Consider the following 26252-nt stretch of genomic DNA (forward strand, 5'->3'; position numbering starts at 1 on the left):
TGGCATTTTTTTATGTTTTCGCTGGATTTAAGCGCGATCTTTTACTTTTTCTCTCAGTTCCGATTTTTCTGCTTCTGAAAGGAACGCAATCTCAAGGCCATTGATTTGCGCTTGGCGAATCTGGTCTTGGCTCAGGCCAGCGGCTGGTGCCGCTACTTCGTATTCGTATGGCAGTTCGATGCCTTCAACCGCTGGATCGTCAGTGTTCAAACACGCAAGAACGCCATGCTCTAGGAACTGCTTGAGAGGGTGGTTTTCTAGCGTTTCTACCGTACTTGTTTGGTAGTTTGACGTCAGGCAAGATTCAATACCAATGCGGTTTTCTGTTAGGTAATCCATCAGTTTTGGATCGTGAATCGCTTTTACGCCGTGACCGATACGAGTTGCGCCCAGCTCATTGATTGCTTGCCACATGCTCTCTGCACCTGCTGCTTCACCAGCATGGACCGTTACCCCAAGGCCAGCATCGCGTACTTGCTTGAAGTGAGACACAAAGCGATCACCCGGTTGGCCTAGCTCGTCACCCGCAAGGTCAACGGCAACGATGTGATCTTTCTGGCTCAGAATGCCGTCCAGTTCTTGTTGACATGCGTCAGTACCAAATGTACGACTCATGATACCGATCAGGTTGGCTTTCACGCCAAAATCGCGCATACCCGCTTGCACACCGTCCACGACGGCTTCAACAACCCCCGCTACTGGCAGTTTGTGTTTCATCGCCATGTAGTAAGGAGAGAAACGCAGCTCAGCGTAATCGATTTGTGCATTTAGCGCGTCTTCTACGTTTTCGTACGCGACACGACGACACGCATCTAGGTCGCCCAGTACCGCAACACCCCAGTCGAGCTTAGAAAGGAAAGCAACAAGAGAGGGTTCCGCTTCGACAATTTGAACGTGAGGAGTGAGAGACTCAATATCGTACGCTGGTAGGGCAATGCCAAACTTTTGGCCTAGCTCAAGAATCGTTTTAGTACGAATGTTACCGTCGAGGTGACGGTGCAAATCAGTAAGAGGAAGGTTCTTCGTTATCATTTTGTCGATCCGGATAGTTATGAACTGGAACAGGGCCCAAACATCATCTGTGACAATACATGGGTAAGATTTGCAGTTAAGTATAAATAACAGTTGGGTAGATTGTCAGTAGAGGATGACTAGGAAATCAACGATTCTCGCTCTTTTCTACTTCATGTTCACCAAATGTGTTGGCCATTCTTCTAGTGGCATAGGGCGGCTGTAGTAGAAGCCTTGCACCTGATTACAGCCTAAAGAGCGCAGTAATTGTGCTTGATTGCTATCCTCGACACCTTCCGCGACGACATTAGTTTTGAGACCTGCTGTGATATTGATGACGGCAGCGACGACTGAACTGTTTAAGTTTTCTTGTGTGAGTTGATTAATGAAGGTGCGATCAATCTTCAAGCAGGTAAACGGCAGAGAGTGGAGGTAACCCAGTGATGAGTAGCCGGTGCCAAAGTCATCTATCGCGATACCAATACCCATTTCACGTAGTTTAGTCATATTTTCTAGTGTGGTCGGTGCGCTATCAATGATACGTGATTCTGTGATCTCTAGTGTGAGGTTACTTGCTGGTAATTTCGTGATATCCAATACGCTTGTCACCGTATCAACAAAACTTGGGCAAGATAGTTGATTAACGGAGATATTCACATGCAGTTGGAAGTCCGACGGCCACTGTTTGCTTTCGATCGCTTGGTAAGTGTCGCGACAAGCTTGTAACAGAATCTGTTGGCCGATGGCTTTGATCATGCCGCTTTCTTCCGCGATTGGGATAAAATCTAATGGTGACACCATACCTGAGTCGCTATGCCAACGCGCAAGTGCTTCGGCGCCACACACTGTGCCACTGTCGAGATCCACAATCGGTTGGTAATGAGGAATAAACTCTCGGTTTTCAATGCCAGTTTGGATCTTGGTCAGCATTTGTGTACGAAACTTTGAAGCGCTCGCTAGTTCTGGGCTGTAGTGACAAACACCAGTCAGTGAGTCTTGTTTGGCGTAACTTAATGCGATGCTGGCGTTGCGTAACCATAAAGGCATGGTTTCGTTTGGCTGGGTTTGTACAATACCAAGTGAAATCTTCATCACTACATTCTCGCCTTCCACCATAAATGGGGTGGAAAAGAGTTGCTGTAATCGACGCTCGGTTTGTTTAATTTTGGTTTCCGTGTCGACATTTGAGAGAAACACCGCGAATTCGTCACCACCAATCCGAGCCAATAATGCGTTGTCACGAAACTGCTGTTTTAACCTTTTAGCGATGCTGACCAACAACTGGTCGCCGTTGTGATGACCCACACTGTCGTTGATATCTCTAAATTTGTTGATGCCAAGTAAAAATAAACTGCCGTGACAAAGATGAGACTGATTTTCACAGATTTCGACCAAACCCTGACGACTATATAAGCGTGTCAGAGAGTCATAAACCAACTGTTCACGCAATGCTTTGAATGACGCTCTTAGATTGTTCGCCATTTCATTAAAAGCATGGACCAGTACGGTTGTCTCATACACATAACCAGGCTTTGGCATGCCGCTATCCCAATCCCCATTTGCCAGGTGCTGAGCGGCGGCGGCCGTCGCGTTAATTGGTCTGGTAACTCGGTTGAAAATGATCCAACTGATGGCGATACCAAATAGGCTTACAATAATGCCAACGAGCCAGCTCTCTTGCTGGCTTTTTGGTAACAGGCCGAGAAGCTCAGACTCCGAAATGGAGGTGCCAATAAACCATGTTAAGCCATCTTGGTCTCGATACGGGGTTAGCCGACTGAAAATACGTTGGCCATCATGTTCAAATGAAAAAGTATAAGGTTGCTTGGTGTTGTTGAGATCGAAAGACCGGACGCGGCTCGCACTGATTTTGATGATCGGGTCTGCGTTTTCAGCGGCAAGCAAACGCTGCCCTTTATCCGAAAATTTTGTGCCCCATGAGATGACGCTTCCCGGGCCTGAGTGAGCGATTAAACGATGATCTGGGTCCATGATGTAGACCGACGCTTTAGTGTTGTATTTTAACTCGCGCAGGAATTCGTTGAATGTATTGATACGAATGTCTGTCACCAAAACACCAGCAAATTGGTCGTGTTTGTACACCGGCGTCATGGCTGATAGCGTAATATCCTGGCGTTCATCAGCATTGGTATAAATTTCAGACCAAGTGGCGTTTTGGCTCTCTGCAACGGGCTTATACCATGGGCGAGTGCGAGGATCGTATTGGGAGATAACCGTTCGAATGTTGTTACTCACATGGTTGGTTCCATAAATAACCAGATCACCATCGGTGTGGCGATCTTGCACCATTAAGGTGTAATCGTCGGAAAGTTCGCGGCGAAAGCCTGCAAAGTCGCCGTTTTCTGAACCAAATGCGATTACATCCAACTGCGGTATCGATTGGTAAAGATTTTTGAATGCACTTAGCAGGTAGTTTTGAATGTCTGAGGTATCGTGAGGGCGATAAAGGTTGTGATAGCTGACGTTGTGCGCGAGAGCCATAACCGCAGTAAAAGGCTTACGTAGATAGCTATTGAGGTGGTCGTGGACACTTTCGGTTAACACGGAAAGTTGCTTGTCACTGATATCCGTGACCACTTCTTCGTAACTTTGTTTTTGGACGTAGACAATGACACCGATCGCCAGTAAGAAGATCATGACAAATGGAATCAGAACAGCAGTACGCAGTGTAATTTGAGTCGTAGCAGTAGACATCGCCTAATCACATAGATGGTGGTGCGCCACAATTGTACTGATGTTTTTATTAATATCGAGTGACAAACGACGCTCGTTGTTAACGCACCACGTAAGTGATTGTCAGTACAATTCTTTTAATTTTCTGGTGAGTGTATTTCGCCCCCAGCCTAATACTTTAGCGGCATCTTGCTTATGACCTTTAGTGTGCTCTAAGGCTGCTTCTAATAAAATGCGTTCAAATTCTGGTAAAGCGTAAGAAAGTAGTTCTTTATCTCCTGCTGCGAGTGAATGCCGTGCCCAATCCGCCAATTGTTCTTGCCAACTACCATGTGCAGAGTCTGAAATGGATTTTTTCTCTTCGAGTAGTTCGCTTGGCAAGTCATTTGGTAACACCTCGCTACCACTGGCCATAACGGTTAACCAACGGCAAATATTCTCTAATTGACGCACGTTGCCAGGCCAATCAAGGCGGTTAAGAATCTCTACAGTCGACGGGTGGAGAGTTTTTGTTTCCACACCAAGCTCATCAGCCGCACGGATAAGAAAATGCTGTGTAAGCTTTTCAATGTCTTGCTTACGCTCACGCAGTGCCGGGATCTGAACGCGAATCACGTTTAAGCGATGAAATAGGTCCTCACGGAAGTCACCTTCGTGCACCAGCTTTTCTAAGTTCTGGTGTGTTGCCGCAACAATTCGTACATCGACACTGATCGGAGAGTGACCGCCCACTCGATAAAACTGCCCGTCAGCTAGAACGCGTAGTAAACGAGTTTGAATGTCTAATGGCATGTCGCCGATTTCGTCTAAAAATAGAGTGCCGCCATTGGCTTGTTCGAATCGTCCTTGACGAACATTGTTTGCTCCCGTAAATGCGCCTTTTTCGTGGCCAAACAGTTCTGATTCAATCAAGTCTTTGGGAATCGCCGCCATATTGAGCGCAATGAAAGGTTTGTTAGCACGTGGACTGTGACGGTGCAGTGCATGAGCAACGAGTTCTTTACCCGTGCCCGATTCACCGTTAATCAAGACTGAAATAGAGGAGCGAGAAAGACGACCAATGGCGCGAAACACCTCTTGCATCGCTGGTGCTTCACCGATAATTTCAGGCGTTTCTGCTGGAATGTCTTCTGGAGAGAGCTGCTCGCGTTTGTTTTCGTGGCTGTGTGCAATGGCTCGTTCAACCAGAGTTAAAGTTTCATCAATATCAAAAGGTTTTGGTAAATATTCAAAAGCACCTTTTTGGTACGCATTCACTGCTGCATCTAAATCTGAGTGCGCGGTCATGATAATCACGGGAAGGTCTGGGTAATCGCGCTGTACTTGTTTTAGTAGCTCCAACCCATCAATACCTGGCATGCGAATGTCTGATACTAGAACATCCGGCACTTCGCGTTCGAGCGCCATTAACACGCTTTCCCCATCGGCATAGGTTTCACATTTGATGTTGGCAGAGGAGAGCGTTTTCTCCATTACCCAGCGAATTGAACTGTCGTCATCAACGACCCAAACATATCCTTTACTCATGTAGTAATCCTTGCAGCAAACCGAAAAACTGACGCGACTTGAAGTCCATTAGCGCAATCAGATCGGCAGATAAATAGTAAATGTTGTGTGACCAGGCCAGCTTTCTACGTCTATTTTTCCATTGTGCTGGTCGATCAAATTTTGCGAAATAGATAGCCCTAATCCAGTTCCTCCCTCGCGGCCACTGACCATGGGATAGAACAGCGTGTCTTGTAGTTCCGGTGGAATACCTGGACCGTTGTCTGTGATTTCGACACGAGCAGCGAGTTTACAGCGTTTGCCGTGAATATTGGCTTGGTGCACCGTTCTGGTGCGAATGGTTATTTTCCCGTGTTCTTGATGGCTAAGAATTTGTGCGGCGTTGCTGACGATATTAAGCATTGCCTGTTCGATTTGGTCTGTATCCATCAAAATCTCTGGCAAGCTTGGGTCATAATCTCGTTCAATGATGATTGAGCGTTGTGACTCTAATTCAACCAGCTGGCGAACCTTTTCAAGAATTTGGTGCAGATTCTCTTGTGTCTTCTTACCTGGCTTCTGCGGTCCTAGTAATCGATCCACGAGCGCCCTTAAACGGTCTGCTTGCTCAATGATGATGTGTGTATATTCGGTGAGAGAGGGCTCTGGCAGCATTTTTTCTAACAATTGCGCCGCACCGCGTAAGCCGCCAAGCGGATTTTTGATCTCATGTGCAAGCCCTCGGACTAACAGCTTCGCCGCTTGTTGTTGGGCGTGTTGGTTCAGTTCTTGAGAGAGTCGGCGCTGCTGATCAATTTTGCGCATCTCGACCAGAAGCATCAACTGCTTTTGCCAAGTGATAGGGCTAACCGTCACCTCTAGCATTAAAGGGCGGCCATCAACAACGAAAGTGACGTCACTGTCGGTGATGCTTTGGCCACTTTGCAACGGTTGAGTGAGCAGCGCGAGATCCAGCGACGCATGCTGGATCAATTGAGAAAGTGATTGTTCAATAATTCGTTTGGCGCTTTGAGAAAATAGCAACTCGGCAGCCGGATTGGCATAACGGATGGCCAATCCATCATCAAGAATCAGCGTTGCTGTCACCATATTGTTGAGAATGGCACTAGGAAGACTGGTATCCACATTACGTCCTTGTTTTGCTTTAAGATTGTGCGATGCACAATAATGGTGCAATTGAACGTTAAGTATGGCGAATAAATCTTAGAAGAAAAAGTGAAAAGCATCGCTGTGATGTGATTTTTTTCACCAGATATTCTATTTTGCCCCTTTTACGGTCGGCTTAACACTTGCTCTATGTAAATGCACCGTTATAGGGCTAGTAGATGCAATAAGCTTGCCGCTTCTTTTCGCGTGCACAGCAAGTGTGTGAGTGCCTCGGTCAATATTGTTTAACCGCCACACTATATGGTTTTGTGGTGCACCATAAGGTTTTCCATCGAGTAACAATTGCAATTGCTCACCGATACCAAGCTTGCGATTGGTTTCTAATTGAATATTGATGATGCCTCGATTACTGCGGATGGTCTCGTTGTGCTTGGGAGTCAGCATCGAGAGTTGTAATGGGAGAGGCTGAACGGTTGTTTTCTCTGGCTTGTTTTGTGATGCAGTAGATGGCGTAGTCTGAGGTGCGAGCGATTCAGTACTTTCTACCTCAGGAGCTGGTGCGCTGGCTTCAAGGTTTGGCAGTGCGATCGCTTTTGCTCCTTTGTTTGGCGTATCACTAAAGTGAACCACGCCATTTTCATCTACCCACGTATACGCGACCTGCGCGAAGGCGATAGAGGCGATTAACAATCCGCTGAGTGCACACAGTGATGGAATAAGCTGAACTTTCATTGCTCACCTTCTCTTGTTCGATGATTTCACGTTTCAATGGCTTAGCTCTTTGACCTGTAAGGAAAAATTCTAAGCGTATTTTTATTATCCTCTTATGTTAAACGTCGAAGCTTGACTGGCGAATACAAAAAAGGCCCGCCTGCGAGGCGAGCCTAATATTTTATTGCTGTGCTTACATTTTACACAGTGTCGACCTTACACAGAGTAGTAAAGTTCGAACTCAACAGGGTGAGTTGTCATGTTCACACGCTCTACGTCCTGAGACTTAAGGTCGATGTATGAATCGATGAAGTCGTCAGAGAATACGCCGCCCGCTGTTAAGAACTCACGATCAGCATCTAGCTCTGCTAGTGCGTCTTTTAGTGAGTATGCAACAGTTGGGATTTCTGCTGCTTCTTCAGCTGGAAGATCGTAAAGGTCTTTATCCATCGCTTCGCCTGGGTGGATCTTATTCTTGATACCGTCAAGACCAGCCATAAGCATTGCTGCGAAACATAGGTATGGGTTCGCCGCTGGGTCACCGAAACGAACTTCGATACGACGTGCTTTCGGGCTTGGTACCACTGGGATACGGATTGAAGCAGAGCGGTTACGCGCTGAGTAAGCTAGCATTACTGGTGCTTCGAAGCCTGGTACAAGACGTTTGTACGAGTTTGTTGATGGGTTAGCGAATGCGTTGATTGCACGAGCGTGTTTGATGATACCACCGATGTAGTAAAGCGCCATTTCAGATAGACCGCCGTACTTGTCACCAGCAAATAGGTTTACGCCATCTTTTGCTAGAGACTGGTGAACGTGCATACCGCTGCCGTTGTCGCCAACAAGTGGTTTAGGCATAAACGTCGCTGTTTTACCAAACGCGTGAGCAACGTTGTGTACAACGTACTTGTAGATTTGGATTTCGTCAGCTTTGGTTGTTAGCGTGTTGAAACGAGTTGCGATTTCGTTTTGACCCGCCGTTGCCACTTCGTGGTGGTGCGCTTCAACAACAAGACCCATTTCTTCCATTACTAGACACATAGCAGAACGGATGTCTTGAGATGAATCTACTGGAGCTACTGGGAAGTAACCACCTTTAACGCCTGGACGGTGACCTTTGTTACCTTCTTCGTAGTCAGAACCTGTGTTCCATGCCGCTTCTACGTCGTCGATTTTGAAGAAAGAGCCTGACATGTCTGTCGAGAACTTCACGTCATCAAATAGGAAGAATTCTGGCTCAGGACCGATAAGTACAGTATCTGCAACACCTGTAGAACGCATGAAGTCTTCAGCGCGTTTTGCGATAGAGCGTGGGTCACGGTCGTAGCCTTGCATTGTTGCAGGCTCTAAGATGTCACAACGGATATTTAGTGTTGCGTCTTCCGTGAATGGGTCAAGCACAGCAGAAGATGCGTCAGGCATCATTACCATGTCTGATTCGTTGATACCTTTCCAGCCAGCAACTGATGAACCATCGAACATTTTACCTTCTTCGAAGAAGTCTGCGTCGATTTGGTGAGCAGGGATCGAAATGTGCTGCTCTTTACCTTTTGTATCAGTGAAGCGTAGGTCAACAAACTTAACTTCGTTTTCTTGGATCAGCGATAGAACGTTTTCTACTGACATCTTGGATAACCTCCAGTGTTAATAAGCGGTAAAAGCTCGATTTATGAATTATTCATGAAACCTGGCATTGATTAATCAATTTGACTTTTCATTAATCGATGCTGTTTTAACTAAAGCCAAAACCGTGCCAAAAAAAATATTCCATTAATTTCAAGCAATTGTGTTTTTGAATGCTAGTTTGGTGCACTTGCTTGCACCAAAATGATCTTTGCTTGCACTATTATGGTGCCAAAAATCATTGTTGCACCATAATGTGACAGGTACATTGCGTATTCAGCCCAGTTTTTGAGCAAGAGTCAATTTGAATTATGCATCGATTAGAATAAAGTTGCGTTTAATCAATTCGTTCTGAGGAAGAAAATGGGCATTAAGCGTAAAAATCGCAGAAATGCTCGGGAGTAGATCACATATTTCTAGGCTTTTTGCTAAAATCTGGTACATTATGGCCGTTTTTTTAATCAGCAAATGTCGCCAGAGAGCACCCGTTCTCAGCGTGGGGGCATTTCATCTATCTAAGTGAATCAATATCCATGGCTACTCCACAGATTGATAAATTAAGAAATATCGCGATCATCGCGCACGTTGACCACGGTAAAACCACGTTGGTTGACAAGCTGCTACAACAATCAGGCACGCTTGAGTCTCGCGGTGAAGCTGAAGAGCGAGTCATGGACTCGAACGACATCGAGAAAGAGCGCGGTATTACCATTCTTGCTAAAAACACAGCAATCGACTGGAACGATTACCGTATCAACATCGTAGATACTCCGGGACACGCGGACTTCGGTGGTGAAGTTGAGCGTATCATGTCGATGGTAGACTCTGTACTACTTATCGTTGACGCAGTTGATGGTCCAATGCCTCAAACGCGTTTCGTAACACAAAAAGCGTTTGCTCACGGTCTAAAACCAATCGTTGTAATCAACAAGATTGACCGCCCTGGCGCACGTCCTGATTGGGTTATGGACCAAGTGTTCGACCTGTTCGACAACCTAGGTGCAACTGATGACCAGCTAGACTTTAAAGTAGTTTACGCATCAGCACTTAACGGTTGGGCTTCTCTAGAAGAAGGCGAAACTGGCGAGAACATGGAACCACTATTCCAAACTATCGTTGATGTTGTTGACGCGCCAAATGTTGACCTTGATGGTCCACTACAGATGCAAGTTTCTCAGCTAGACTACAGCTCTTACGTTGGTGTTATCGGCGTGGCTCGCGTAACTCGTGGTAGCGTTAAACCAAACCAGCAGGTAACCATTATTGGTGCTGATGGTAAAACTCGCAACGGTAAAGTGGGTACAGTAATGGGCTACCTTGGCCTAGAGCGTCACGAAGTGGAACAAGCTAACGCGGGTGATATCATCGCAATCACTGGTCTTGGCGAGCTGAAAATTTCTGACACTATCTGTGCACAAAACGCAGTAGAAGCATTACCACCATTGTCTGTTGATGAACCAACAGTAACAATGACGTTCCAAGTAAACACGTCTCCATTCGCGGGTAAAGAAGGTAAGTTCGTAACGTCACGTAACATCCTTGAGCGTCTTGAGAAGGAACTGGTACACAACGTTGCACTACGCGTTGAGCAAACAGACGATCCAGATAAATTCCGCGTATCAGGTCGTGGTGAACTTCACCTTTCTATCCTGATCGAAAACATGCGTCGTGAAGGCTTCGAGCTAGCAGTATCTCGTCCAGAAGTAATCATCAAAGAAGAATATGGTCAGTTGATGGAACCGTTCGAAACGGTAACTATCGACGTAATGGAAGAGCACCAAGGCGGCATCATGGAGAACATCGGCCTACGTAAAGGTGAGCTGAAAGACATGTCTCCAGACGGTAAAGGTCGTGTGCGTATGGACTTCGTTATGCCATCACGTGGTCTGATCGGTTTCCAAACGGAATTCATGACACTGACTTCAGGTTCAGGTCTTCTTTACCATACGTTTGATCACTACGGCCCTCACAAAGGCGGTAACATCGGTCAACGTGTAAACGGTGTACTAATCGCGAACGCGATGGGTAAAGCGCTAACTAACGCACTGTTCAACCTTCAAGAGCGTGGTCGTCTATTTATCGGTCACGGTGTTGAAGTTTACGAAGGTATGGTTATCGGTATTCACAGCCGTGACAACGACCTAACGGTAAACGCACTGAAAGGTAAGCAGCTAACCAACGTTCGTGCATCTGGTACAGATGACGCACAGGTTCTTACTCCGCCTATCAAGATGACTCTTGAGCAAGCACTAGAATTCATCGATGACGACGAGCTAGTAGAAGTAACGCCTGAAAGCATCCGTATCCGTAAGAAGTTCCTAACGGAAAGCGACCGTAAGCGTGCTTCTCGTGGCGCGAAATAATTTTCGTTAAGCGATTCAATTAAGAAGAAGCCTCGAGTTATGCTCGGGGCTTTTTGTTTTCTGGAGTTGAATATGAACCCGATTATTATCACCGGTGGGCCTGGTGCGGGAAAAACAACACTGCTGAATGCGCTAGACGCGTGTGGTTATGCCACGTTTCCTGAAGGGTCTCGCGACTTGATTGAGCAGCAAAGCCAGTTAGAAAATGGTATTTTGCCGTGGACGAATTTACCTGAGTTTGCCAAGTTATGCCTTGGGTTGATGGACAAACAAAAGAGTGATGCGCGTTGTCATGATGTTGCGTTTGTTGATCGCGCCATCCCCGACATCATTGCATACCTACAAGTGGGCGGCTGTAAGGTTGACCAAGCTTTCTTAACCGAAAGCGCTGGGTACCATAGTCAGGTGTTTACTTGTCGACCTGAAGCATCCATTTACGTACAAGATGAAGTGCGTCCGCACAGCTTTGAAGAAGCATTGGAGATTCATCAGTCGTTAGTGAGTGTCTATACTGAGTTGGGTTATGAAGTGATAGAAGTACCATGGGGAACTGTGCCGGAGAGGGTAGGCTTTGTTCGAAGAGTCATCGGTTTACTCGGTAAGGTCGCCGACTAAAACCTCCTCGCTAGGAGGAGGTCTGAATCATTTACTTTTGATTGAGCTTTTGTAGGAATTTATCGGACTCTGCAATCGCTTCGTTCATTTGTTTGATCGCAAACTGAATGTCCTTCTCTAAGCTAGAGAACTCACCTTGCAAAGAACCAATCGCACTGGCGTTAAGGTTGTGTTTTAAGTACAGCGTGTTGTCACGTAGCGTATCCAGTACCGGTGTCATCTTTTTCTCTGCACGCTTCATAGCGCTAAGCATGGTTTTGTACGAGGCTTTGGTTTCACGTAGCTTTTGCTCGCTTGAACGACGCAGTTTCGCACTCGAGTACAGCTCTAGCTCATCTTGCCACTCATCAAACAGTGCGCCGGATACGTCTTCAATCGCAGCAATACGGTCACGTACGTCTTGAGCCGCTTTTTCGCTATCTTCGTATTTGTCATTGATGTTGTTGTAGACATTTTCTAGCTCACCACCATCAAAGTTGGTGATCGCAGACAAGGCTTCAAGTGCACTGGTGAATTCTTCTTGTGCATCTTGTTGAGATTCTTTGGCATCTTCGACGCGGTCGACCATAATATCTCGTTTATGATACCCAACCTGCTCCATTGCTGAGTAATAAGCAGATTGACACCCTGTTAAAGTGAAAATTGATAGTACAATTGCTAATAAATAAGGCATTCTTATGTCCTCGGCGCTAATTATGGGATGAACTATGAACCAGTTATCAGAGAGTTACAAGGCGAGATTAATCAATCTACTGCCAAGTTGCGTCGCGTTTTTTACGTACCTTCTTAAGCGATTAACGCATGACCGTGTGAATGTGAACGCGGGCTATCTTGCCTACATTACCTTGTTGTCTATTGTGCCAATGCTGACGGTATTGTTATCAATATTGTCGAAATTTCCCGTTTTTGCGAACGTTGGTGAGGTGCTGCAAGGCTACATTATTGAGAATTTTGTGCCGGCTTCTGGAGAAGCTGTACATACGGCATTACAGGAATTTGTGGCGAATACGGGCAAAATGAGCGCGGTTGGCGGTGGGTTTTTATTCATTGCCGCAGTCATGCTGATTTCCAACATTGATAAGAACTTAAACTACATTTGGCGAGTTAAAGACAAGCGCCGTTTAGTCTTTTCATTCTCTATGTATTGGATGGTACTCACGTTAGGGCCGATCATGGTCGGTGCGAGTATTGCGGCGACGTCGTACGTGACTTCGCTGCAAATTTTAGAGAACGAGACATTATCTGGTGCGTTTAATTTATTTCTGCGTTGGCTACCGTTGTTGCTGTCCTTTTTTGCTTTTCTTGGCTTGTATATTCTAGTGCCGAATAAAAAAGTACACCTCGCTCATGGTGCCATGGGGGCAGCAGTCGCCGCGATACTGTTCGAGTTGAGTAAAAAAGGCTTTGCACTCTACATCACTCAGTTTCCGTCTTATCAGCTCATCTACGGCGCGTTAGCGGCGATTCCTATCTTATTTGTTTGGGTGTATTTATGCTGGATGATCGTGTTATTGGGGGCGGAAGTTACGGCTGCGCTTGGTGAGCGAGAGCACTGGAGTGAAGATTTAGACATGATACACTCGACCGCTGAATCTCAGTTAACAGATGAAGGAAGCGAGAGTAGTGATAGCGCTAATTCAACGAGTCAGTGAAGCAGCCGTCCGTGTGGATGGTGAAGTCGTAGGAGAAATTGATCGTGGTCTGCTGGTCTTATTGGGCGTAGAGAAGGACGACGATGAAGCTAAAGCAAAGCGTTTAATGGAGCGTGTTACAACCTACCGTGTGTTCGAAGATGACGAAGGCAAGATGAACCTAAACGTTAAACAGGTGGAAGGTAAAGTGCTGGTGGTTTCTCAATTTACGCTGCCTGCGGATACAAAAAAAGGCACGCGAGCTGGCTTTTCTCGCGGTGCGCATCCTGTTGATGCAGAGCGCTTGTATGATTACTTTTCTGACTTGTGTGAAGAAGTCTTACCCACACAGCGTGGCCGCTTCGCTGCCGATATGAAAGTGTCTTTGGTGAATGACGGTCCAGTGACGTTTTGGTTGCAGGTCTAATCTGGTAACACAGGCGCCATAGTCTAAGCTTTAACTCCAAGATCATGGAATTGGCTTGGAGTAATTTTTCCGACACTGATTAGTGTTGTGCTTTCAAAGGATTGATATGTTCAAACTCATTACTCCCAAAACCGATAATCAGATAAACAAGTATTATCAGTTTCGCTGGCAACTGCTTCGTGAGCCATGGCGTATGCCGATCGGCTCAGAGCGCGATGAATACGACGAAATGAGCCATCACCGCATGATTGTTGATGGACGAGGTCGTCCTATGGCGATTGGCCGTTTATACATTACACCGGATAATGATGGCCAGATCCGCTACATGGCGGTTAAAAATAATCGCCGTAGCAAAGGAATGGGTTCGCTGGTTTTGGTTGCACTAGAGTCGTTAGCGCGCCAAGAAGGAGCGAAACGCTTGGTGTGTAATGCCCGTGAAGATGCCATCGCCTTTTATGAAAAAAATGGCTTTGAGCGTCGAGGCGAGCTAACCGATGAGCGTGGCCCTGTGCGCCATCAGCAAATGGTGAAGCAACTGGATCCGATGGCCAATGTGTTACGTCGCCCTGAATGGTGTACTGAGCTTCAACAGCGCTGGGAGCAACAAATCCCAATTAGCGACAAAATGGGGATCAAAATTAATCAGTACACGGGTTACCAGTTTGAATGCTGTGCGCAGCTTAATCCTAACCTTAATCCGCATAACACCATGTTCGCCGGGTCAGCTTTTACCTTAGCAACCTTGACAGGGTGGGGGATGACGTGGCTGCTGCTTAAAGAGCGTGGGTTGCACGGTGATATTGTGTTGGCCGACAGCTCTATTCGTTATCGTCAACCAGTCGAACAAAACCCCGTGGCGAGTACTTCGTTGGATGGGATCAGTGGTGACCTAGACCGATTGGAGTCGGGACGCAAAGCACGCATCGTTATTCACGTAGTGATTTATAGTGGTGACACGCCAGCTGTGGATTTTGTCGGTACCTATATGCTGATACCGAACTACTCGCAGTTACTCAGTTGCTGATGGGGTAAGCGCCGACTGATCTGCTGGGCGCTTATCTGTTTCACCTTCTTGCTCTGTCGGTGAGAGGGTTTGTTCTGCTGCGGAATTCGTGTCGGGTACTTCATCTTCTTCGATAACTTCTTCGTAAAGCTCTTCCTCTTGAGTCTCCAAATTGATGTTATCAATTACGATTGGCTGCTCGATGGAAGGTTCATTTTTCTGTGGAGTCTCAATATCAGTAGGCTCGGCCAGTTTTGATGCGTTCACGCACTCATTACGGTGGGTTTCGCCACTTAGTAGATCGCCTTCAATGTTTCCGCACGACTCTTCCAATTGATAAGTAATGCCACTTAGCGGGTTGTTGGCCATATCAAATGTTCCCCAAACCTTACCACTTATGGCTTTTCCTGAGATGGTGACCGGCGTTATGGCAACTTCCCCTCGTTGCGCGCTTAAACGCAGTGGACTTAAGGTAATGGCTTTGAGCGAATGATCCGCTTGGGACTTCAAGCGGGTATCTCGGAGATTGGCTTCCACTTCACCCGATAAGCTGTAGGCCAGCATGTTGCGATCACCTGATAACCCTTGTAGATCGAGGCTGAGATCGGAAAAACCATCAATAGCCAGTGTGTCGGGTAAAAAATAATCGTGGAAGAGCGATAAGGGAATACCATCAGCATTGACGTTGAGCGCCCAAGGTTGGCTCGGGGTACTCAAATCTATTTGTCCGATGCCTTCTACGTAGCCTTGCTCGAGTGGCGCAAAAAGGCGAGTCAATTGCCAAAAGCCATCTTTGCTTTGCATGGCAAGTGCTGCGTGAGATGTGAGTATTTGGTCATAGCTGGCGTTGACAACGCTGACTTCCAATTCGCCTTGCCAAAGGCCCCAACGTTGAGCAGACTGTTTAATATCAAGCTGTTGCCCTTCGATATTTAAACCGGAAAGTTGCCAATAAGGTTCGTGAGATAGCTGGATAATTTGGCTGCGCTCAATGTCGAGTCGTTCGATTGCAACATGCTCTAACTCGCTGGTGGCGGCGTGCCACCAATTTAGGTTGTCTTCTGGCTGTGTTGCCCACTTGAGGCCTTGAATAGAGGCTTCTTTGAGCTTCCATTGTGTTGGCGTGAACAATCCAGAAACTTGCACTCGACCTTGCTGCCAATCTAAGCTGAGCTCGTTGAGCTGGATTACTCCTGGCTCGATAGCGGCACTCAAACGTGGCTCTATTGCGGTTTGCTGCTGGAATCGAACGCTATCCGCCTGCAATGACACTTGAGCTTTTGTCTTCCAGAGAGACAGTGGCAGCGTGGCGTTTTCCACAGAAAGATCCAAGTTCTGCCAGTGCCAGTCGCCCCATTCAATATCGGCGTTAAGCAAATCTAAGCTATTAATATGATTAATGCTAAATGGTAGATCGTGCCAAGGTTTTGCAAGCAGTGATTGGCGCTGCGTATTACTCAGTTTCAGCTTGTTGATGGTCACATTTACTAAAGACCAGCCTTGAGGATACTGCTCCCCTTGCCCAGATATTTGACTGTTACGCCAGTTAAAAGAGGTGCCATAAAGCGTACTGTCTTGCGGTTTGTAGTCTATATCGACTAAGACTTGATTAAAGGCTTCGCCATTCCAATAGAGTTGGTCAGCTGCAAGTTGAACTTCGCCATATGGTATTAAATGACCATTCCATTGTGGTGATTGAATTTGAAGGTCAATGCCATTGGCAGAGAACTGCTCGTCGGCGTAATCAATATTTTTGAGCGCGATTTGATGGAATAAAACGTTGTCTAAAGGTGGGAGCTTTGGTGCGCCATACTGCAAGCTCATACCATCAATCAATAAACTATCAACGATCCATTTACCATCGCGATAAACATCGGGATTCATCCATAAATCGACTTGCTCGATGTAAGACGCATCGTCTCCGCTGGTGTTCACGCGTTGTAAAGTTAGGTGATAGGGAAAGCCATAACGCACGCTTCCGGCCCGGAAGGGAAGAGAAAAGGTGTTTGACAGCAAGCGCCAGGTTGCGTCCGCGTAAGATGTTGTTAGCAGCGCAATCGTAGCGGCTGGAATGGCAACTAAGATAACCAGTAACAGAAGTAGAACTCGACGCGCTGTTTTCATCTTTGCTAGAACCTACGTGTGTTATGAAATAAAACTAGATAGGCTTTAGCTTGTATCAATATTCTGTGGTATTCAATAAAAAGCCCCTCAAAAGAGGGGCTTGAAGCAATTTTTGTAACTTGGCCTACGTAAAGGTGATAAGTTAATGCCAACTTTTCACTGCGTTTACGCGACGTCGCTGTTACTCGATTTAATCAATCTGAGGACCAGCCGCAACCAGGGATTTACCTTCAGCGTTGTCTGTGTACTTATCAAAGTTATTGATAAAGCGCGCTGCTAAATCTTTCGCTTTGCTTTCCCACTGAAGTGGGTCAACGTACGTGTCGCGAGGGTCTAGAATGCTAGGATCCACACCTGGTAGTGACGTTGGTACTTCAAGGTTGAAGATTGGAATGTGCTTAGTTGGTGCTTCTTCAATCGAACCATCAAGAATGGCATCAATAATTCCGCGTGTATCTTGAATAGAGATACGTTTGCCAGTGCCGTTCCAACCTGTGTTCACTAGGTAAGCCTCAGCGCCTGCTGCTTCCATGCGTTTAACCAGTACTTCTGCGTATTTAGTTGGGTGAAGCGTTAGGAACGCCGCGCCGAAACAAGCAGAGAAAGTTGGTGTTGGCTCAGTAATACCGCGCTCTGTTCCCGCTAGTTTGGCGGTAAAGCCAGACAGGAAGTGGTACTTAGTTTGCTCAGGTGTCAATTTAGATACTGGAGGCAGTACGCCAAATGCATCGGCTGATAGGAAGATCACTTTATTCGCGTGACCGCCTTTTGATACTGGCTTAACGATATTATCGATATGGTAGATAGGGTAAGAAACACGTGTGTTTTCTGTTTTCGAACCATCATCAAAGTCGATAGAGCCATCGCCACGTACTGTTACGTTTTCTAGCAGTGCATCACGACGAATTGCGTTGTAGATGTCCGGCTCCGCTTCTTTCGAAAGTTTGATGGTTTTTGCGTAACAACCACCTTCGAAGTTGAAGACACCGTCATCATCCCAGCCGTGCTCATCATCACCAATTAGCGCACGTTTAGGATCAGTCGACAGGGTCGTTTTACCCGTACCAGATAGACCGAAGAATACCGCTACATCGCCATCTTTGCCCATGTTAGCGCTACAGTGCATTGATGCGATGTCTTTTAGTGGAAGGAAGTAGTTCATCATGGCGAACATACCTTTCTTCATTTCACCGCCGTACCAAGTACCACCGATAAGTTGCATGCGCTCGGTTAGGTTAAATACGGTGAAGTTTTCTGAGTTCAGGCCTTGCTCTTCCCATTTTGGATTAGTGCATTTTGCGCCATTCATTACTACGAAGTCTGGTTCAAATGTCGCTAACTCTTCTTCTGTCGGGCGAATAAACATGTTTTTAACGAAGTGCGCTTGCCATGCGACTTCTGTGATAACACGAATGCTCAAACGTGTATCTGGGTTTGCACCACAGTAACCGTCAACAACAAACAAGCGTTTGTTAGAAAGCTGGTTTGTGACCAGTTCTTTTAGCTCGTCCCACACTTCAGGAGTGATTGGCTTGTTATCATTTTTCACTTGATCAGACGTCCACCACATATGTTCTTCTGTCGTAGCGTCTTTGACGATGTATTTATCTTTTGGTGAGCGACCAGTAAAGATGCCAGTGTCAACGGCAACCGCACCTAGTTCAGTAACCACGCCGCGCTCATAACCGGTTAGGTCTTCACGCGTTTCTTCCTCAAACAACATTTCGTAGCTTGGGTTGCGAATAACCTCTTTTACGTTATGCAGTCCGTGCTTGGTTAGATCAAGTGTTGCAGCCTTAGTATGTTCCATAACGGTCATAGGTGCTCCTTATAAGGATTTTGTAGGGATTTTGTAAGAATGTTTTAATTTTAATCTGCTCACCATGCTAGCAACGGGGCGGGGAGAAAACAGGGAGATAGCTCAAAATTTACCCATGATTTCAATAAGGTTTTAGGTAACCCGTCACATATTGGTGGGAATAGTCTATCGTGCACGCAATCCTTTGCGCTAGGGCAAAATCATTATTAATTGTTTAAAATTAAGCAGTTGTTTTATTACGCTTGAGGCTAGTTATTACGAGGGGTTGATCACAAAAAGGCCAGCATTAAGCTGGCCTTTTGTAGGGTAAATTACGTGCTTGATAAGCTATGTAAATTAATGCAGGGTTTTCTTGTCCGTAGAAGCTTGTGCATACAGTTCAGTGACTTCAGATTCGTCGAACGTATAAGTTGTGCCACAGTAATCACAATGTAAAGAAACTGATCCAACTTCTGCCAAAATGTCATAAATTTCAGCTTTCTCAACGGTGATGATTGCGGCACCGCTACGCTCACGAGAACAGCCACAATGGAACTCGACAGGTTGCGGCTCGTACAGACGTACTTTGTCTTGGTTATATAGTCGATACAATAACTCGTTCGCTTCTAAACCAAACAATTCTTCATCTTTTACTGTGTCAGTGAGCTGCTCTAGATGTTCGAAATCATCTGGAGAGCCAGTGCCGTCAGGGATCACTTGAATCAACATACCTGCTGCGTGTGCTTTGCCTTCATGCTCACCAGTGCGGATCCATAGGCGCGTTTTTAACTGCTCTGAGTTTGCAAAGTAGCCTTCTAGCACTTCTGCTAAAGTGTCACCTTCTAGTCCAACGACGCCTTGGTAACGCTCGCCGTTTTTCGGTTCGATGGTGATCACAAGGTAGCCCTTACCCATTAGATCGTGAATGTTTGCGTCATCGGCAACATCGCCTTCCCAGCGAGCTACGCCACGAACACGTTGGTTATGGTCACCGTTGATAACGGCAAGAGACACAGGACCGTCGCCTTGTAGCTGGATGGTGATCGAACCTTCGAACTTAAGAGTGGCAGTTAAAAGAGTAGTTGAAACGAGTAGCTCACCCAGCAGTTTCTCTATTGCTGCCGGATATTCCTTGCTGGAGATAACACGTTGGTACGCTTCATCCAATTGTACCAACTCGCCACGTACTGAAAGATCTTCGAATAGGTAGCGGTTTAAAACATTATTTGCCATGGAGTGCTTTCCTCGTTGGTAATTCCGGCTTTTATTGGTGTTTGAACTTAATGATGTCTCGGCGCTGCTTTTTATCTGGGCGGCGTTCCGGACTTGGGTTGTGGGCATTAAGCTTACGTTGAGTCGCGTGTTCCTCACGTTTCGCGATACTCTCATTGGTTTCGCGATATAAGGTTTGTGCGATGGGAGCGCCTCGGCGTTGATCTGAGATTTGTTCGATGATCACGATTTTTTCTTCGTTGCCTTGACGAAGTCTGACTTCAGCGCCCACTTCAACGATTTTACTCGGCTTGCTTCGTTGGCCATTATAGTGGACTTTACCGCCATCGACCATGTTACGTGCGATGGAGCGGGTTTTGTAAAATCTTGCGGCCCATAGCCATTTATCTAGCCTAACGGCTTCATTTAGGGAACTCATAGAACACTACGCTATCTAATCACTGCCCGAATACGGCAATGAGTGATGGATTATTCACCTACAGATGGAGTCAAGGCGTATTTTTTTCAAGGGAGTTGGCAAAAACTGCATAAGAAAAAGGTATGAAAGACAACTTGTGATATAGTTCACTGCTCTTTGTTGAGTAATAATTTTATTGCAAATTTAGCAATTTAAAGTCGATAGCTATCGTTATAGCTTAAATGACGGACGTTAGAATAAAGGAATCCATTCAGTGAAACGTTTAGAGCTAAGTGCAGGATTATCAAGCAGACCGCTACTGGCTCAGATCAAGTCCAATCATTATACCATTCAAGCCAAACTTAGCTTGTTGCTTACCTGTCTGTTTATTGCGATAACCGGATGGATACTTGGCAAAATTGTGTGGTTAGCCATACCTCAATCGTCGGAAGTGCCGCAATGGCGTCCATCGGCGAGTAGCGTTGCTGCGAGCAATAAAGGCGACGCGATAGATTTTAATGCCCTTCAGAATGCCAACCTATTCGGTAAATACACTGAGCAAAAAGCGGCGGTTGTAGAACAGCCTATTGTTAAAGACGCCCCTAAGACGCGCCTTAACCTTACGCTGGTCGGTGCGGTTGCAAGTAGTGATGCCAACACCAGCCTTGCTGTTATTGCTAACCGAGGTAAGCAAGCTACGTACGGTTTGGGTGAAGAAATCGAAGGGACACGTGCGACACTAAAAGCGGTATTGGTGGATCGCGTCATCATTGATAACCAAGGTCGAGACGAGACCTTAATGATGGAAGGTATAGAATATAAGAAGCTATCTGAATCGCCGCAGGTAGCTAGGGCGCAAGCTCAGCGAGCAGAAGCAGCGACGTCTGACGTTGGAGAGAAATTAGAGCAAATCCGCGAGGAAATTGCGAAAGATCCACAAAGCGTTTTTAAATACATCACCATTTCACCCGTCAAAAAAGACGGAGACATTGTTGGTTATCGAGTATCACCTGGTCGTGATGCCGCATTATTTAATGATGTAGGGCTACAACCTGGCGATATTGCGGTTCAACTGAACGGGATCGATTTAAGTGACCCGTCTTCTTCAGTACAACTGATGCAAGTGATGAGCGATCCGCAAGAATTAAATTTAACTGTTGAGCGAGACGGCCAACAGTACGATATCTATATCCAATTGTAAGACTTAGGCAACCGGCGTAAGTTCAGGGAGACATACGTGAAACATTGGTTCAGCAAAAGTGCTTGGCTACTAGCAGGAAGTTTACTCTGCGTACCAGGTGCAATGGCAAACGAATTTAGTGCGAGCTTTAAAGGCACTGATATTCAAGAATTCATCAACATAGTTGGTCGTAACCTCGAAAAGACCATCATTGTTGATCCTTCAGTACGCGGTAAAATCGATGTCCGCAGCTATGACGTTCTTAACGAAGAGCAATACTACAGCTTTTTCCTTAATGTCCTTGAAGTATACGGTTACGCAGTCGTAGAAATGGACAATGGGGTACTTAAGGTTATCAAAGCAAAAGACTCAAAAACCTCAGCAATCCCTGTGTTAGGTGATGGCAGCGCGCAAGGCGATAGTGTTATCACTCGAGTTGTCGCGGTGCGTAATGTGTCGGTTCGAGAGTTGTCTCCTCTACTTCGTCAGCTGATTGATAACGCCGGTGCCGGTAACGTGGTTCATTATGATCCAGCGAATATTATCTTGATCACAGGTCGTGCGGCAGTAGTGAATCGCTTAGCAGAGATCATCAAGCGTGTTGACCAAGCCGGTGATAAAGAAATTGAATTGGTAGAGCTGCGTAATGCATCTGCTGCTGAAATGGTACGCATTGTTGAAGCACTGAATAAAAGTGCGAATCAGAAAAGCACGCCAGAGTTCCTTGAACCTAAAATTGTGGCCGATGAACGTACTAACGCGATTTTAATTTCTGGTGATCCAAAAGTAAGAGCCCGCTTGAAACGTTTGATTCGTCAACTTGATGTTGAAATGGCGACAAAAGGTAACAACCGAGTTGTGTACCTGAAAAATGCGAAAGCTGAAGATTTGGTGGATGTATTGAAAGGTGTTTCCGATAACCTGCAAGCTGAAAAACAAGCCGGTCAGAAAACATCAGGTGCATCGCGTGGTGAGGTCGTCATTGCTGCTCACGCTGCAACTAACTCGTTAGTTTTAACAGCGCCACCAGATATTATGATGGCATTACAAGACGTCATTTCTCAACTCGATATTCGTCGTGCTCAGGTTCTTATTGAAGCGTTAATTGTCGAAATGTCTGAAGGTGATGGTATTAACCTAGGTGTTCAGTGGGGTTCATTAGAAACGGGTGCTGTAATTCAGTACGGTAACTCAGGAGCCCCGATTGGTCAGGTGATGGTTGGGCTAGAAGAAGCAAAAGATCAAACCCGAACTGAATACTATACCAACTCTAATGGCGAACGAACGCCATATGATGTTACTGAATCAGGTGACTACTCTACGCTAGCGTCAGCACTTAGCGGAGTAAATGGTGCGGCAATGAGTATTGTCATGGGTGACTGGACAGCGCTAATTAGTGCTGTTGCTTCTGACTCCAACTCAAACATTCTATCTTCTCCGAGTATTACCGTAATGGATAATGGCGAAGCATCATTTATTGTGGGTGAAGAGGTTCCGGTTATTACGGGCTCTACGGCTGGCTCAAACAACGACAACCCATTCCAAACGGTTGACCGTAAAGAAGTCGGTATCAAACTCAAAGTAGTGCCACAAATTAACGAAGGTGACTCTGTACAGTTAAACATTGAACAAGAAGTTTCCAACGTATTAGGCGCAAACGGTGCGGTTGACGTTCGCTTTGCTAAACGACAGTTAAACACCTCTGTCATGATCCAAGATGGTCAGATGTTGGTTCTTGGTGGTTTGGTCGATGAACGCGCACTTGAAAGTGAGTCTAAAGTGCCGCTATTGGGTGACATTCCGGTACTGGGTCACCTGTTCAAGTCAACTAGCACGCAAACAGAAAAACGTAACTTGATGGTGTTCATCAAGCCGACGATTATTCGCGATGGTGTGACGGCTGACGGTATTACGCAGCGTAAATACAACTTTATTCGCGCAGAACAGCTTTATAAAGCGGATCAAGGGTTGAAGTTGATGGCAGACGAGAAGATCCCGGTTATGCCTGCCTTTGGCCAGGAGCGTCAGCACCCAACAGAGATTCAAGCGTTTATTGATCAAATGGAAAACAACTAATGGTTGATATGTTAGACACAGCGCCAAGTATGCGTCGTCTGCCATTCAGTTTTGCCAACCGCTTTAAACTGGTGCTGGAGACAGAGCATCCTGAGCGTCCACCTATTCTTTACTATGTCGAGCCGCTTAACCCTGCGGCTCTGGTTGAAGTCCGTCGTGTATTAAAGAAAAGCTTCGTACCGCAACCTATCGATAAAGAAGCCTTTGATAAAAAGCTGACTGAAGCATATCAACGCGACTCGTCTGAAGCGCGTCAGTTGATGGAAGATATTGGTGCTGATAGCGATGATTTCTTCTCTTTGGCTGAAGAACTGCCGCACGATGAAGACTTATTAGAATCGGAAGACGATGCGCCAATCATCAAATTGATCAACGCCATGTTGGGCGAAGCGATCAAAGAAGGTGCGTCGGATATTCATATTGAGACGTTCGAGAAAACCCTTTCGATTCGTTTCCGTGTCGATGGCGTATTGCGTGAAGTCCTGACTCCAAGCCGTAAGCTAGCGCCTTTGCTAGTTTCTCGTGTGAAGGTTATGGCTAAACTAGATATCGCAGAAAAGCGTGTGCCTCAAGATGGCCGTATTTCGTTGCGTATCGGTGGTCGTGCGGTGGACGTGCGTGTATCTACGATGCCGTCCTCACATGGTGAGCGCGTGGTAATGCGTTTGTTGGATAAAAACGCGACTCGTCTTGATTTACATAGTTTGGGCATGACACCTTCAGTGCATGACAACTTCCGTCACTTGATTGGCCGCCCTCACGGTATCATCTTGGTGACGGGCCCGACAGGTTCTGGTAAATCAACCACCTTGTATGCTGGCTTGCAAGAGATCAATAGCAACGAGCGCAACATTCTAACGGTTGAAGACCCGATCGAATTTGATATTGATGGCATCGGTCAAACTCAGGTGAACCCAAAGGTCGATATGACGTTTGCGCGCGGCTTGCGTGCCATTCTGCGTCAGGACCCGGATGTGGTGATGGTCGGTGAGATCCGTGACTTAGAAACCGCACAAATTGCAGTGCAAGCGTCCTTAACGGGTCACTTGGTAATGTCTACTCTCCACACCAACACCGCAGTGGGTGCGATTACGCGTCTACGTGATATGGGTATTGAGCCATTCCTTATTTCTTCTTCGTTATTAGGGGTGCTAGCGCAGCGCTTAGTTCGAACGCTTTGTCCAAGCTGTAAAGAGTCGTATGAAGCCGATGCGGAACAGAAAAAACTGTTTGGTATGGAAGCGCATGAACCGTTAGAACTGCACCGAGCAAAAGGCTGTGAAGCGTGTAACCAAAAAGGCTACCGAGGTCGAACAGGTATCCACGAGCTCATTATGGTTGATGAGCAAGTGCAAGAGTTGATTCATCGAGAGTCTGGTGAACAAGAAATTGAGAGAGCCGTTCGCGCCCATACGCCAAGTATTCGCAGTGATGGTTTAAGCAAAGTACGTCGTGGTATTACGTCACTTGAAGAAGTGATGCGAGTGACGAAGGAAACCTAATGGCGGCATTTGAGTACAAAGCGCTAGATGCAAAAGGCAAGCATAAAAAAGGCACGATAGAAGGGGACAACGCCCGACAAGTGCGCCAGCGACTCAAAGAGCAAGGGATGATCCCGATTGAAGTGGTCGAGACGAAAGCTAAATCGGCTAAGTCTTCAGGTTCAGTCAGCTTTAAGCGCGGCATCTCGACATCTGAGCTGGCACTCATCACACGGCAATTGTCTACGCTAGTCCAATCAGGAATGCCTTTGGAAGAGTGTTTGCGTGCGGTCTCTGAGCAGGCTGAAAAGCCGAGGATTCGTTCTATGTTGGCTGCGGTTCGCTCGAAAGTAACTGAGGGTTATCCGCTTGCCGACAGTTTTGCCGATTACCCACACGTGTTTGATGAACTGTACCGCTCCATGGTTGCGGCGGGTGAAAAATCAGGTCACCTCGATACCGTATTAGAGCGTTTGGCAGACTATGTCGAAAACCGCCAAAAGATGCGATCTAAATTGCTTCAAGCCATGATTTATCCTGTAGTTTTGGTGGTATTCGCGGTTGTCATCGTTTCGTTCTTATTGGCGACAGTGGTTCCTAAAATCATTGAACCCATCATTCAGATGGGCCAAGAGTTACCTCAATCGACGCAATTTTTACTGGCAGCCAGTGAGTTTGTGCAAGATTGGGGGCTGATTATTTTCGTTGTGCTGGTGGTGCTTTTCTATGGCCTCAAACTGGCGTTGCAAAAGCCAGACTTTCGCTTAGCTTGGGACAGAAAAATCTTGAGCTTACCGCTAATAGGTAAGATCTCTCGAGGTTTGAATACCGCACGATTCGCACGAACGCTTTCGATCTGTACTTCCAGTGCGATTCCAATTCTAGAGGGTATGCGCGTTGCGGTAGATGTTATGTCTAATCGTTATGTGAAGCAGCAAGTGTTGCTTGCAGCGGATAACGTTCGAGAGGGCGCTAGTTTGCGTAAGGCGTTGGACCAAACCCGCTTGTTTCCACCAATGATGCTACACATGATCGCCAGTGGTGAGCAAAGTGGTGAATTAGAGAGCATGTTGACGCGGGCAGCCGATAACCAAGATCAAAACTTTGAATCAACAGTCAATATTGCTCTGGGTGTGTTTACTCCTGCGCTGATTGCATTAATGGCTGGATTAGTGTTGTTCATTGTGATGGCGACCTTGATGCCAATGTTAGAAATGAATAACTTGATGAGCGGATAATTTCGAATTAAGACGTGTCTACTAACGGCATGGC

At 46.4% G+C, this 26252-nt stretch carries 20 protein-coding genes; 9 read left to right on the forward strand and 11 right to left on the reverse strand.

Going from position 1 to position 26252, the window contains the following annotated elements; all coding sequences use genetic code 11:
• Positions 1-27: 27 nt before the first annotated feature.
• The 6 genes from add to glnA all read right to left on the reverse strand — a co-directional run bounded on the left by add (position 28) and on the right by glnA (position 8655).
• The gene (add, locus tag H9L11_RS07390; protein WP_033905900.1) at positions 28-1032 is read right to left on the reverse strand and encodes an adenosine deaminase; all 1005 of its coding nucleotides are present in this window, start codon (positions 1030-1032) and stop codon (positions 28-30) included.
• A gap of 147 nt (positions 1033-1179) precedes the next feature.
• Positions 1180-3726: an EAL domain-containing protein gene (locus H9L11_RS07395; protein WP_064376870.1), complete on the reverse strand. Its 2547-nt coding sequence runs from the start codon at positions 3724-3726 to the stop codon at positions 1180-1182.
• A gap of 102 nt (positions 3727-3828) precedes the next feature.
• Positions 3829-5232: a nitrogen regulation protein NR(I) gene (gene glnG, locus H9L11_RS07400; RefSeq protein WP_005379267.1), complete on the reverse strand. Its 1404-nt coding sequence runs from the start codon at positions 5230-5232 to the stop codon at positions 3829-3831.
• 57 nt (positions 5233-5289) lie between these two features.
• Entirely contained in the window at positions 5290-6300 is a 1011-nt protein-coding gene (gene glnL / locus H9L11_RS07405; RefSeq protein WP_005379271.1) for a nitrogen regulation protein NR(II), read from the reverse strand.
• A gap of 168 nt (positions 6301-6468) precedes the next feature.
• Positions 6469-7050: a DUF4124 domain-containing protein gene (locus H9L11_RS07410; RefSeq protein ID WP_205391076.1), complete on the reverse strand. Its 582-nt coding sequence runs from the start codon at positions 7048-7050 to the stop codon at positions 6469-6471.
• Positions 7051-7245: 195 nt separating this feature from the next.
• On the reverse strand, positions 7246-8655 hold the full coding sequence (gene glnA / locus H9L11_RS07415) for a glutamate--ammonia ligase (protein WP_005379275.1): 1410 nt from the start codon (positions 8653-8655) through the stop codon (positions 7246-7248).
• 530 nt (positions 8656-9185) lie between these two features.
• On the opposite strand from glnA, the gene typA reads away from it, so the two are divergent.
• A complete protein-coding gene (typA, locus tag H9L11_RS07420) occupies positions 9186-11015 on the forward strand; it encodes a translational GTPase TypA (RefSeq protein ID WP_205391077.1) in 1830 nt (609 codons plus the stop codon).
• Positions 11016-11087: 72 nt separating this feature from the next.
• The gene (locus H9L11_RS07425) at positions 11088-11630 is read left to right on the forward strand and encodes an AAA family ATPase (protein ID WP_005382971.1); all 543 of its coding nucleotides are present in this window, start codon (positions 11088-11090) and stop codon (positions 11628-11630) included.
• 31 nt (positions 11631-11661) lie between these two features.
• Here the strand turns inward: H9L11_RS07425 and H9L11_RS07430 are convergent, their stop codons facing one another.
• Positions 11662-12303: a DUF2959 domain-containing protein gene (locus H9L11_RS07430; protein WP_005382972.1), complete on the reverse strand. Its 642-nt coding sequence runs from the start codon at positions 12301-12303 to the stop codon at positions 11662-11664.
• 34 nt (positions 12304-12337) lie between these two features.
• Between H9L11_RS07430 and H9L11_RS07435 the strand changes: the two genes are divergently transcribed.
• From H9L11_RS07435 to H9L11_RS07445, 3 genes are all read left to right on the forward strand, one after another.
• A complete protein-coding gene (locus H9L11_RS07435; RefSeq protein ID WP_033905908.1) occupies positions 12338-13282 on the forward strand; it encodes a virulence factor BrkB family protein in 945 nt (314 codons plus the stop codon).
• A complete protein-coding gene (dtd, locus tag H9L11_RS07440; protein ID WP_005379282.1) occupies positions 13254-13688 on the forward strand; it encodes a D-aminoacyl-tRNA deacylase in 435 nt (144 codons plus the stop codon). The genes H9L11_RS07435 and dtd overlap by 29 nt, the downstream gene beginning before the upstream one ends.
• A 106-nt stretch (positions 13689-13794) precedes the next feature.
• Positions 13795-14712: a bifunctional GNAT family N-acetyltransferase/hotdog fold thioesterase gene (locus H9L11_RS07445; protein ID WP_005379283.1), complete on the forward strand. Its 918-nt coding sequence runs from the start codon at positions 13795-13797 to the stop codon at positions 14710-14712.
• On the opposite strand, the gene H9L11_RS07450 is transcribed toward H9L11_RS07445, so the two are convergent.
• The 4 genes from H9L11_RS07450 to hslR all read right to left on the reverse strand — a co-directional run bounded on the left by H9L11_RS07450 (position 14698) and on the right by hslR (position 20264).
• Positions 14698-16815, reverse strand: a complete 2118-nt coding sequence (locus H9L11_RS07450) for an AsmA family protein (RefSeq protein WP_005379285.1) — start codon at positions 16813-16815, stop codon at positions 14698-14700. The two genes, H9L11_RS07445 and H9L11_RS07450, sit on opposite strands and share 15 nt — an antisense overlap.
• A gap of 190 nt (positions 16816-17005) precedes the next feature.
• Positions 17006-18634: a phosphoenolpyruvate carboxykinase (ATP) gene (gene pckA, locus H9L11_RS07455; protein ID WP_005379288.1), complete on the reverse strand. Its 1629-nt coding sequence runs from the start codon at positions 18632-18634 to the stop codon at positions 17006-17008.
• 336 nt (positions 18635-18970) lie between these two features.
• Positions 18971-19846 (reverse strand): Hsp33 family molecular chaperone HslO, encoded by an 876-nt coding sequence (hslO, locus tag H9L11_RS07460; RefSeq protein WP_005379290.1) that lies wholly within the window; start codon positions 19844-19846, stop codon positions 18971-18973.
• A gap of 31 nt (positions 19847-19877) precedes the next feature.
• Positions 19878-20264, reverse strand: a complete 387-nt coding sequence (gene hslR, locus H9L11_RS07465) for a ribosome-associated heat shock protein Hsp15 (RefSeq protein WP_005379292.1) — start codon at positions 20262-20264, stop codon at positions 19878-19880.
• A gap of 253 nt (positions 20265-20517) precedes the next feature.
• On the opposite strand from hslR, the gene gspC reads away from it, so the two are divergent.
• From gspC to gspF, 4 genes are read left to right on the forward strand one after another with little or no spacing between them, the layout of a single operon-like run.
• The gene (gene gspC, locus H9L11_RS07470) at positions 20518-21444 is read left to right on the forward strand and encodes a type II secretion system protein GspC (RefSeq protein ID WP_005379294.1); all 927 of its coding nucleotides are present in this window, start codon (positions 20518-20520) and stop codon (positions 21442-21444) included.
• Positions 21445-21480: 36 nt separating this feature from the next.
• Complete coding sequence (gene gspD, locus H9L11_RS07475) at positions 21481-23499, forward strand: type II secretion system secretin GspD (RefSeq protein WP_005379295.1); 2019 nt, start codon at positions 21481-21483, stop codon at positions 23497-23499.
• Entirely contained in the window at positions 23499-25001 is a 1503-nt protein-coding gene (gene gspE, locus H9L11_RS07480) for a type II secretion system ATPase GspE (RefSeq protein ID WP_033905909.1), read from the forward strand. Before gspD ends, gspE begins: the two co-directional genes overlap by 1 nt.
• A complete protein-coding gene (gene gspF, locus H9L11_RS07485) occupies positions 25001-26218 on the forward strand; it encodes a type II secretion system inner membrane protein GspF (RefSeq protein WP_033905910.1) in 1218 nt (405 codons plus the stop codon). The genes gspE and gspF overlap by 1 nt, the downstream gene beginning before the upstream one ends.
• Positions 26219-26252: the final 34 nt, after the last annotated feature.

The organism is Vibrio sp. sp1 (assembly GCF_016920955.1).
Lineage (GTDB): Bacteria > Pseudomonadota > Gammaproteobacteria > Enterobacterales > Vibrionaceae > Vibrio > Vibrio alginolyticus.

Bases quoted from the DNA above. Each gene is read 5' to 3' on its own strand.
- H9L11_RS07395 (WP_064376870.1), bottom strand. From the start codon at position 3,726: ATGTCTACTGCTACGACTCAAATTACACTGCGTACTGCTGTTCTGATT.
- pckA (WP_005379288.1), bottom strand. From the start codon at position 18,634: ATGACCGTTATGGAACATACTAAGGCTGCAACACTTGATCTAACCAAG.
- H9L11_RS07410 (WP_205391076.1), bottom strand. From the start codon at position 7,050: ATGAAAGTTCAGCTTATTCCATCACTGTGTGCACTCAGCGGATTGTTA.
- H9L11_RS07425 (WP_005382971.1), top strand. From the start codon at position 11,088: ATGAACCCGATTATTATCACCGGTGGGCCTGGTGCGGGAAAAACAACA.
- hslO (WP_005379290.1), bottom strand. From the start codon at position 19,846: ATGGCAAATAATGTTTTAAACCGCTACCTATTCGAAGATCTTTCAGTA.
- hslR (WP_005379292.1), bottom strand. From the start codon at position 20,264: ATGAGTTCCCTAAATGAAGCCGTTAGGCTAGATAAATGGCTATGGGCC.
- gspF (WP_033905910.1), top strand. From the start codon at position 25,001: ATGGCGGCATTTGAGTACAAAGCGCTAGATGCAAAAGGCAAGCATAAA.
- glnA (WP_005379275.1), bottom strand. From the start codon at position 8,655: ATGTCAGTAGAAAACGTTCTATCGCTGATCCAAGAAAACGAAGTTAAG.
- H9L11_RS07435 (WP_033905908.1), top strand. From the start codon at position 12,338: ATGAACCAGTTATCAGAGAGTTACAAGGCGAGATTAATCAATCTACTG.
- gspE (WP_033905909.1), top strand. From the start codon at position 23,499: ATGGTTGATATGTTAGACACAGCGCCAAGTATGCGTCGTCTGCCATTC.
- typA (WP_205391077.1), top strand. From the start codon at position 9,186: ATGGCTACTCCACAGATTGATAAATTAAGAAATATCGCGATCATCGCG.
- H9L11_RS07450 (WP_005379285.1), bottom strand. From the start codon at position 16,815: ATGAAAACAGCGCGTCGAGTTCTACTTCTGTTACTGGTTATCTTAGTT.
- glnG (WP_005379267.1), bottom strand. From the start codon at position 5,232: ATGAGTAAAGGATATGTTTGGGTCGTTGATGACGACAGTTCAATTCGC.
- add (WP_033905900.1), bottom strand. From the start codon at position 1,032: ATGATAACGAAGAACCTTCCTCTTACTGATTTGCACCGTCACCTCGAC.
- glnL (WP_005379271.1), bottom strand. From the start codon at position 6,300: ATGGTGACAGCAACGCTGATTCTTGATGATGGATTGGCCATCCGTTAT.
- H9L11_RS07445 (WP_005379283.1), top strand. From the start codon at position 13,795: ATGTTCAAACTCATTACTCCCAAAACCGATAATCAGATAAACAAGTAT.
- H9L11_RS07430 (WP_005382972.1), bottom strand. From the start codon at position 12,303: ATGCCTTATTTATTAGCAATTGTACTATCAATTTTCACTTTAACAGGG.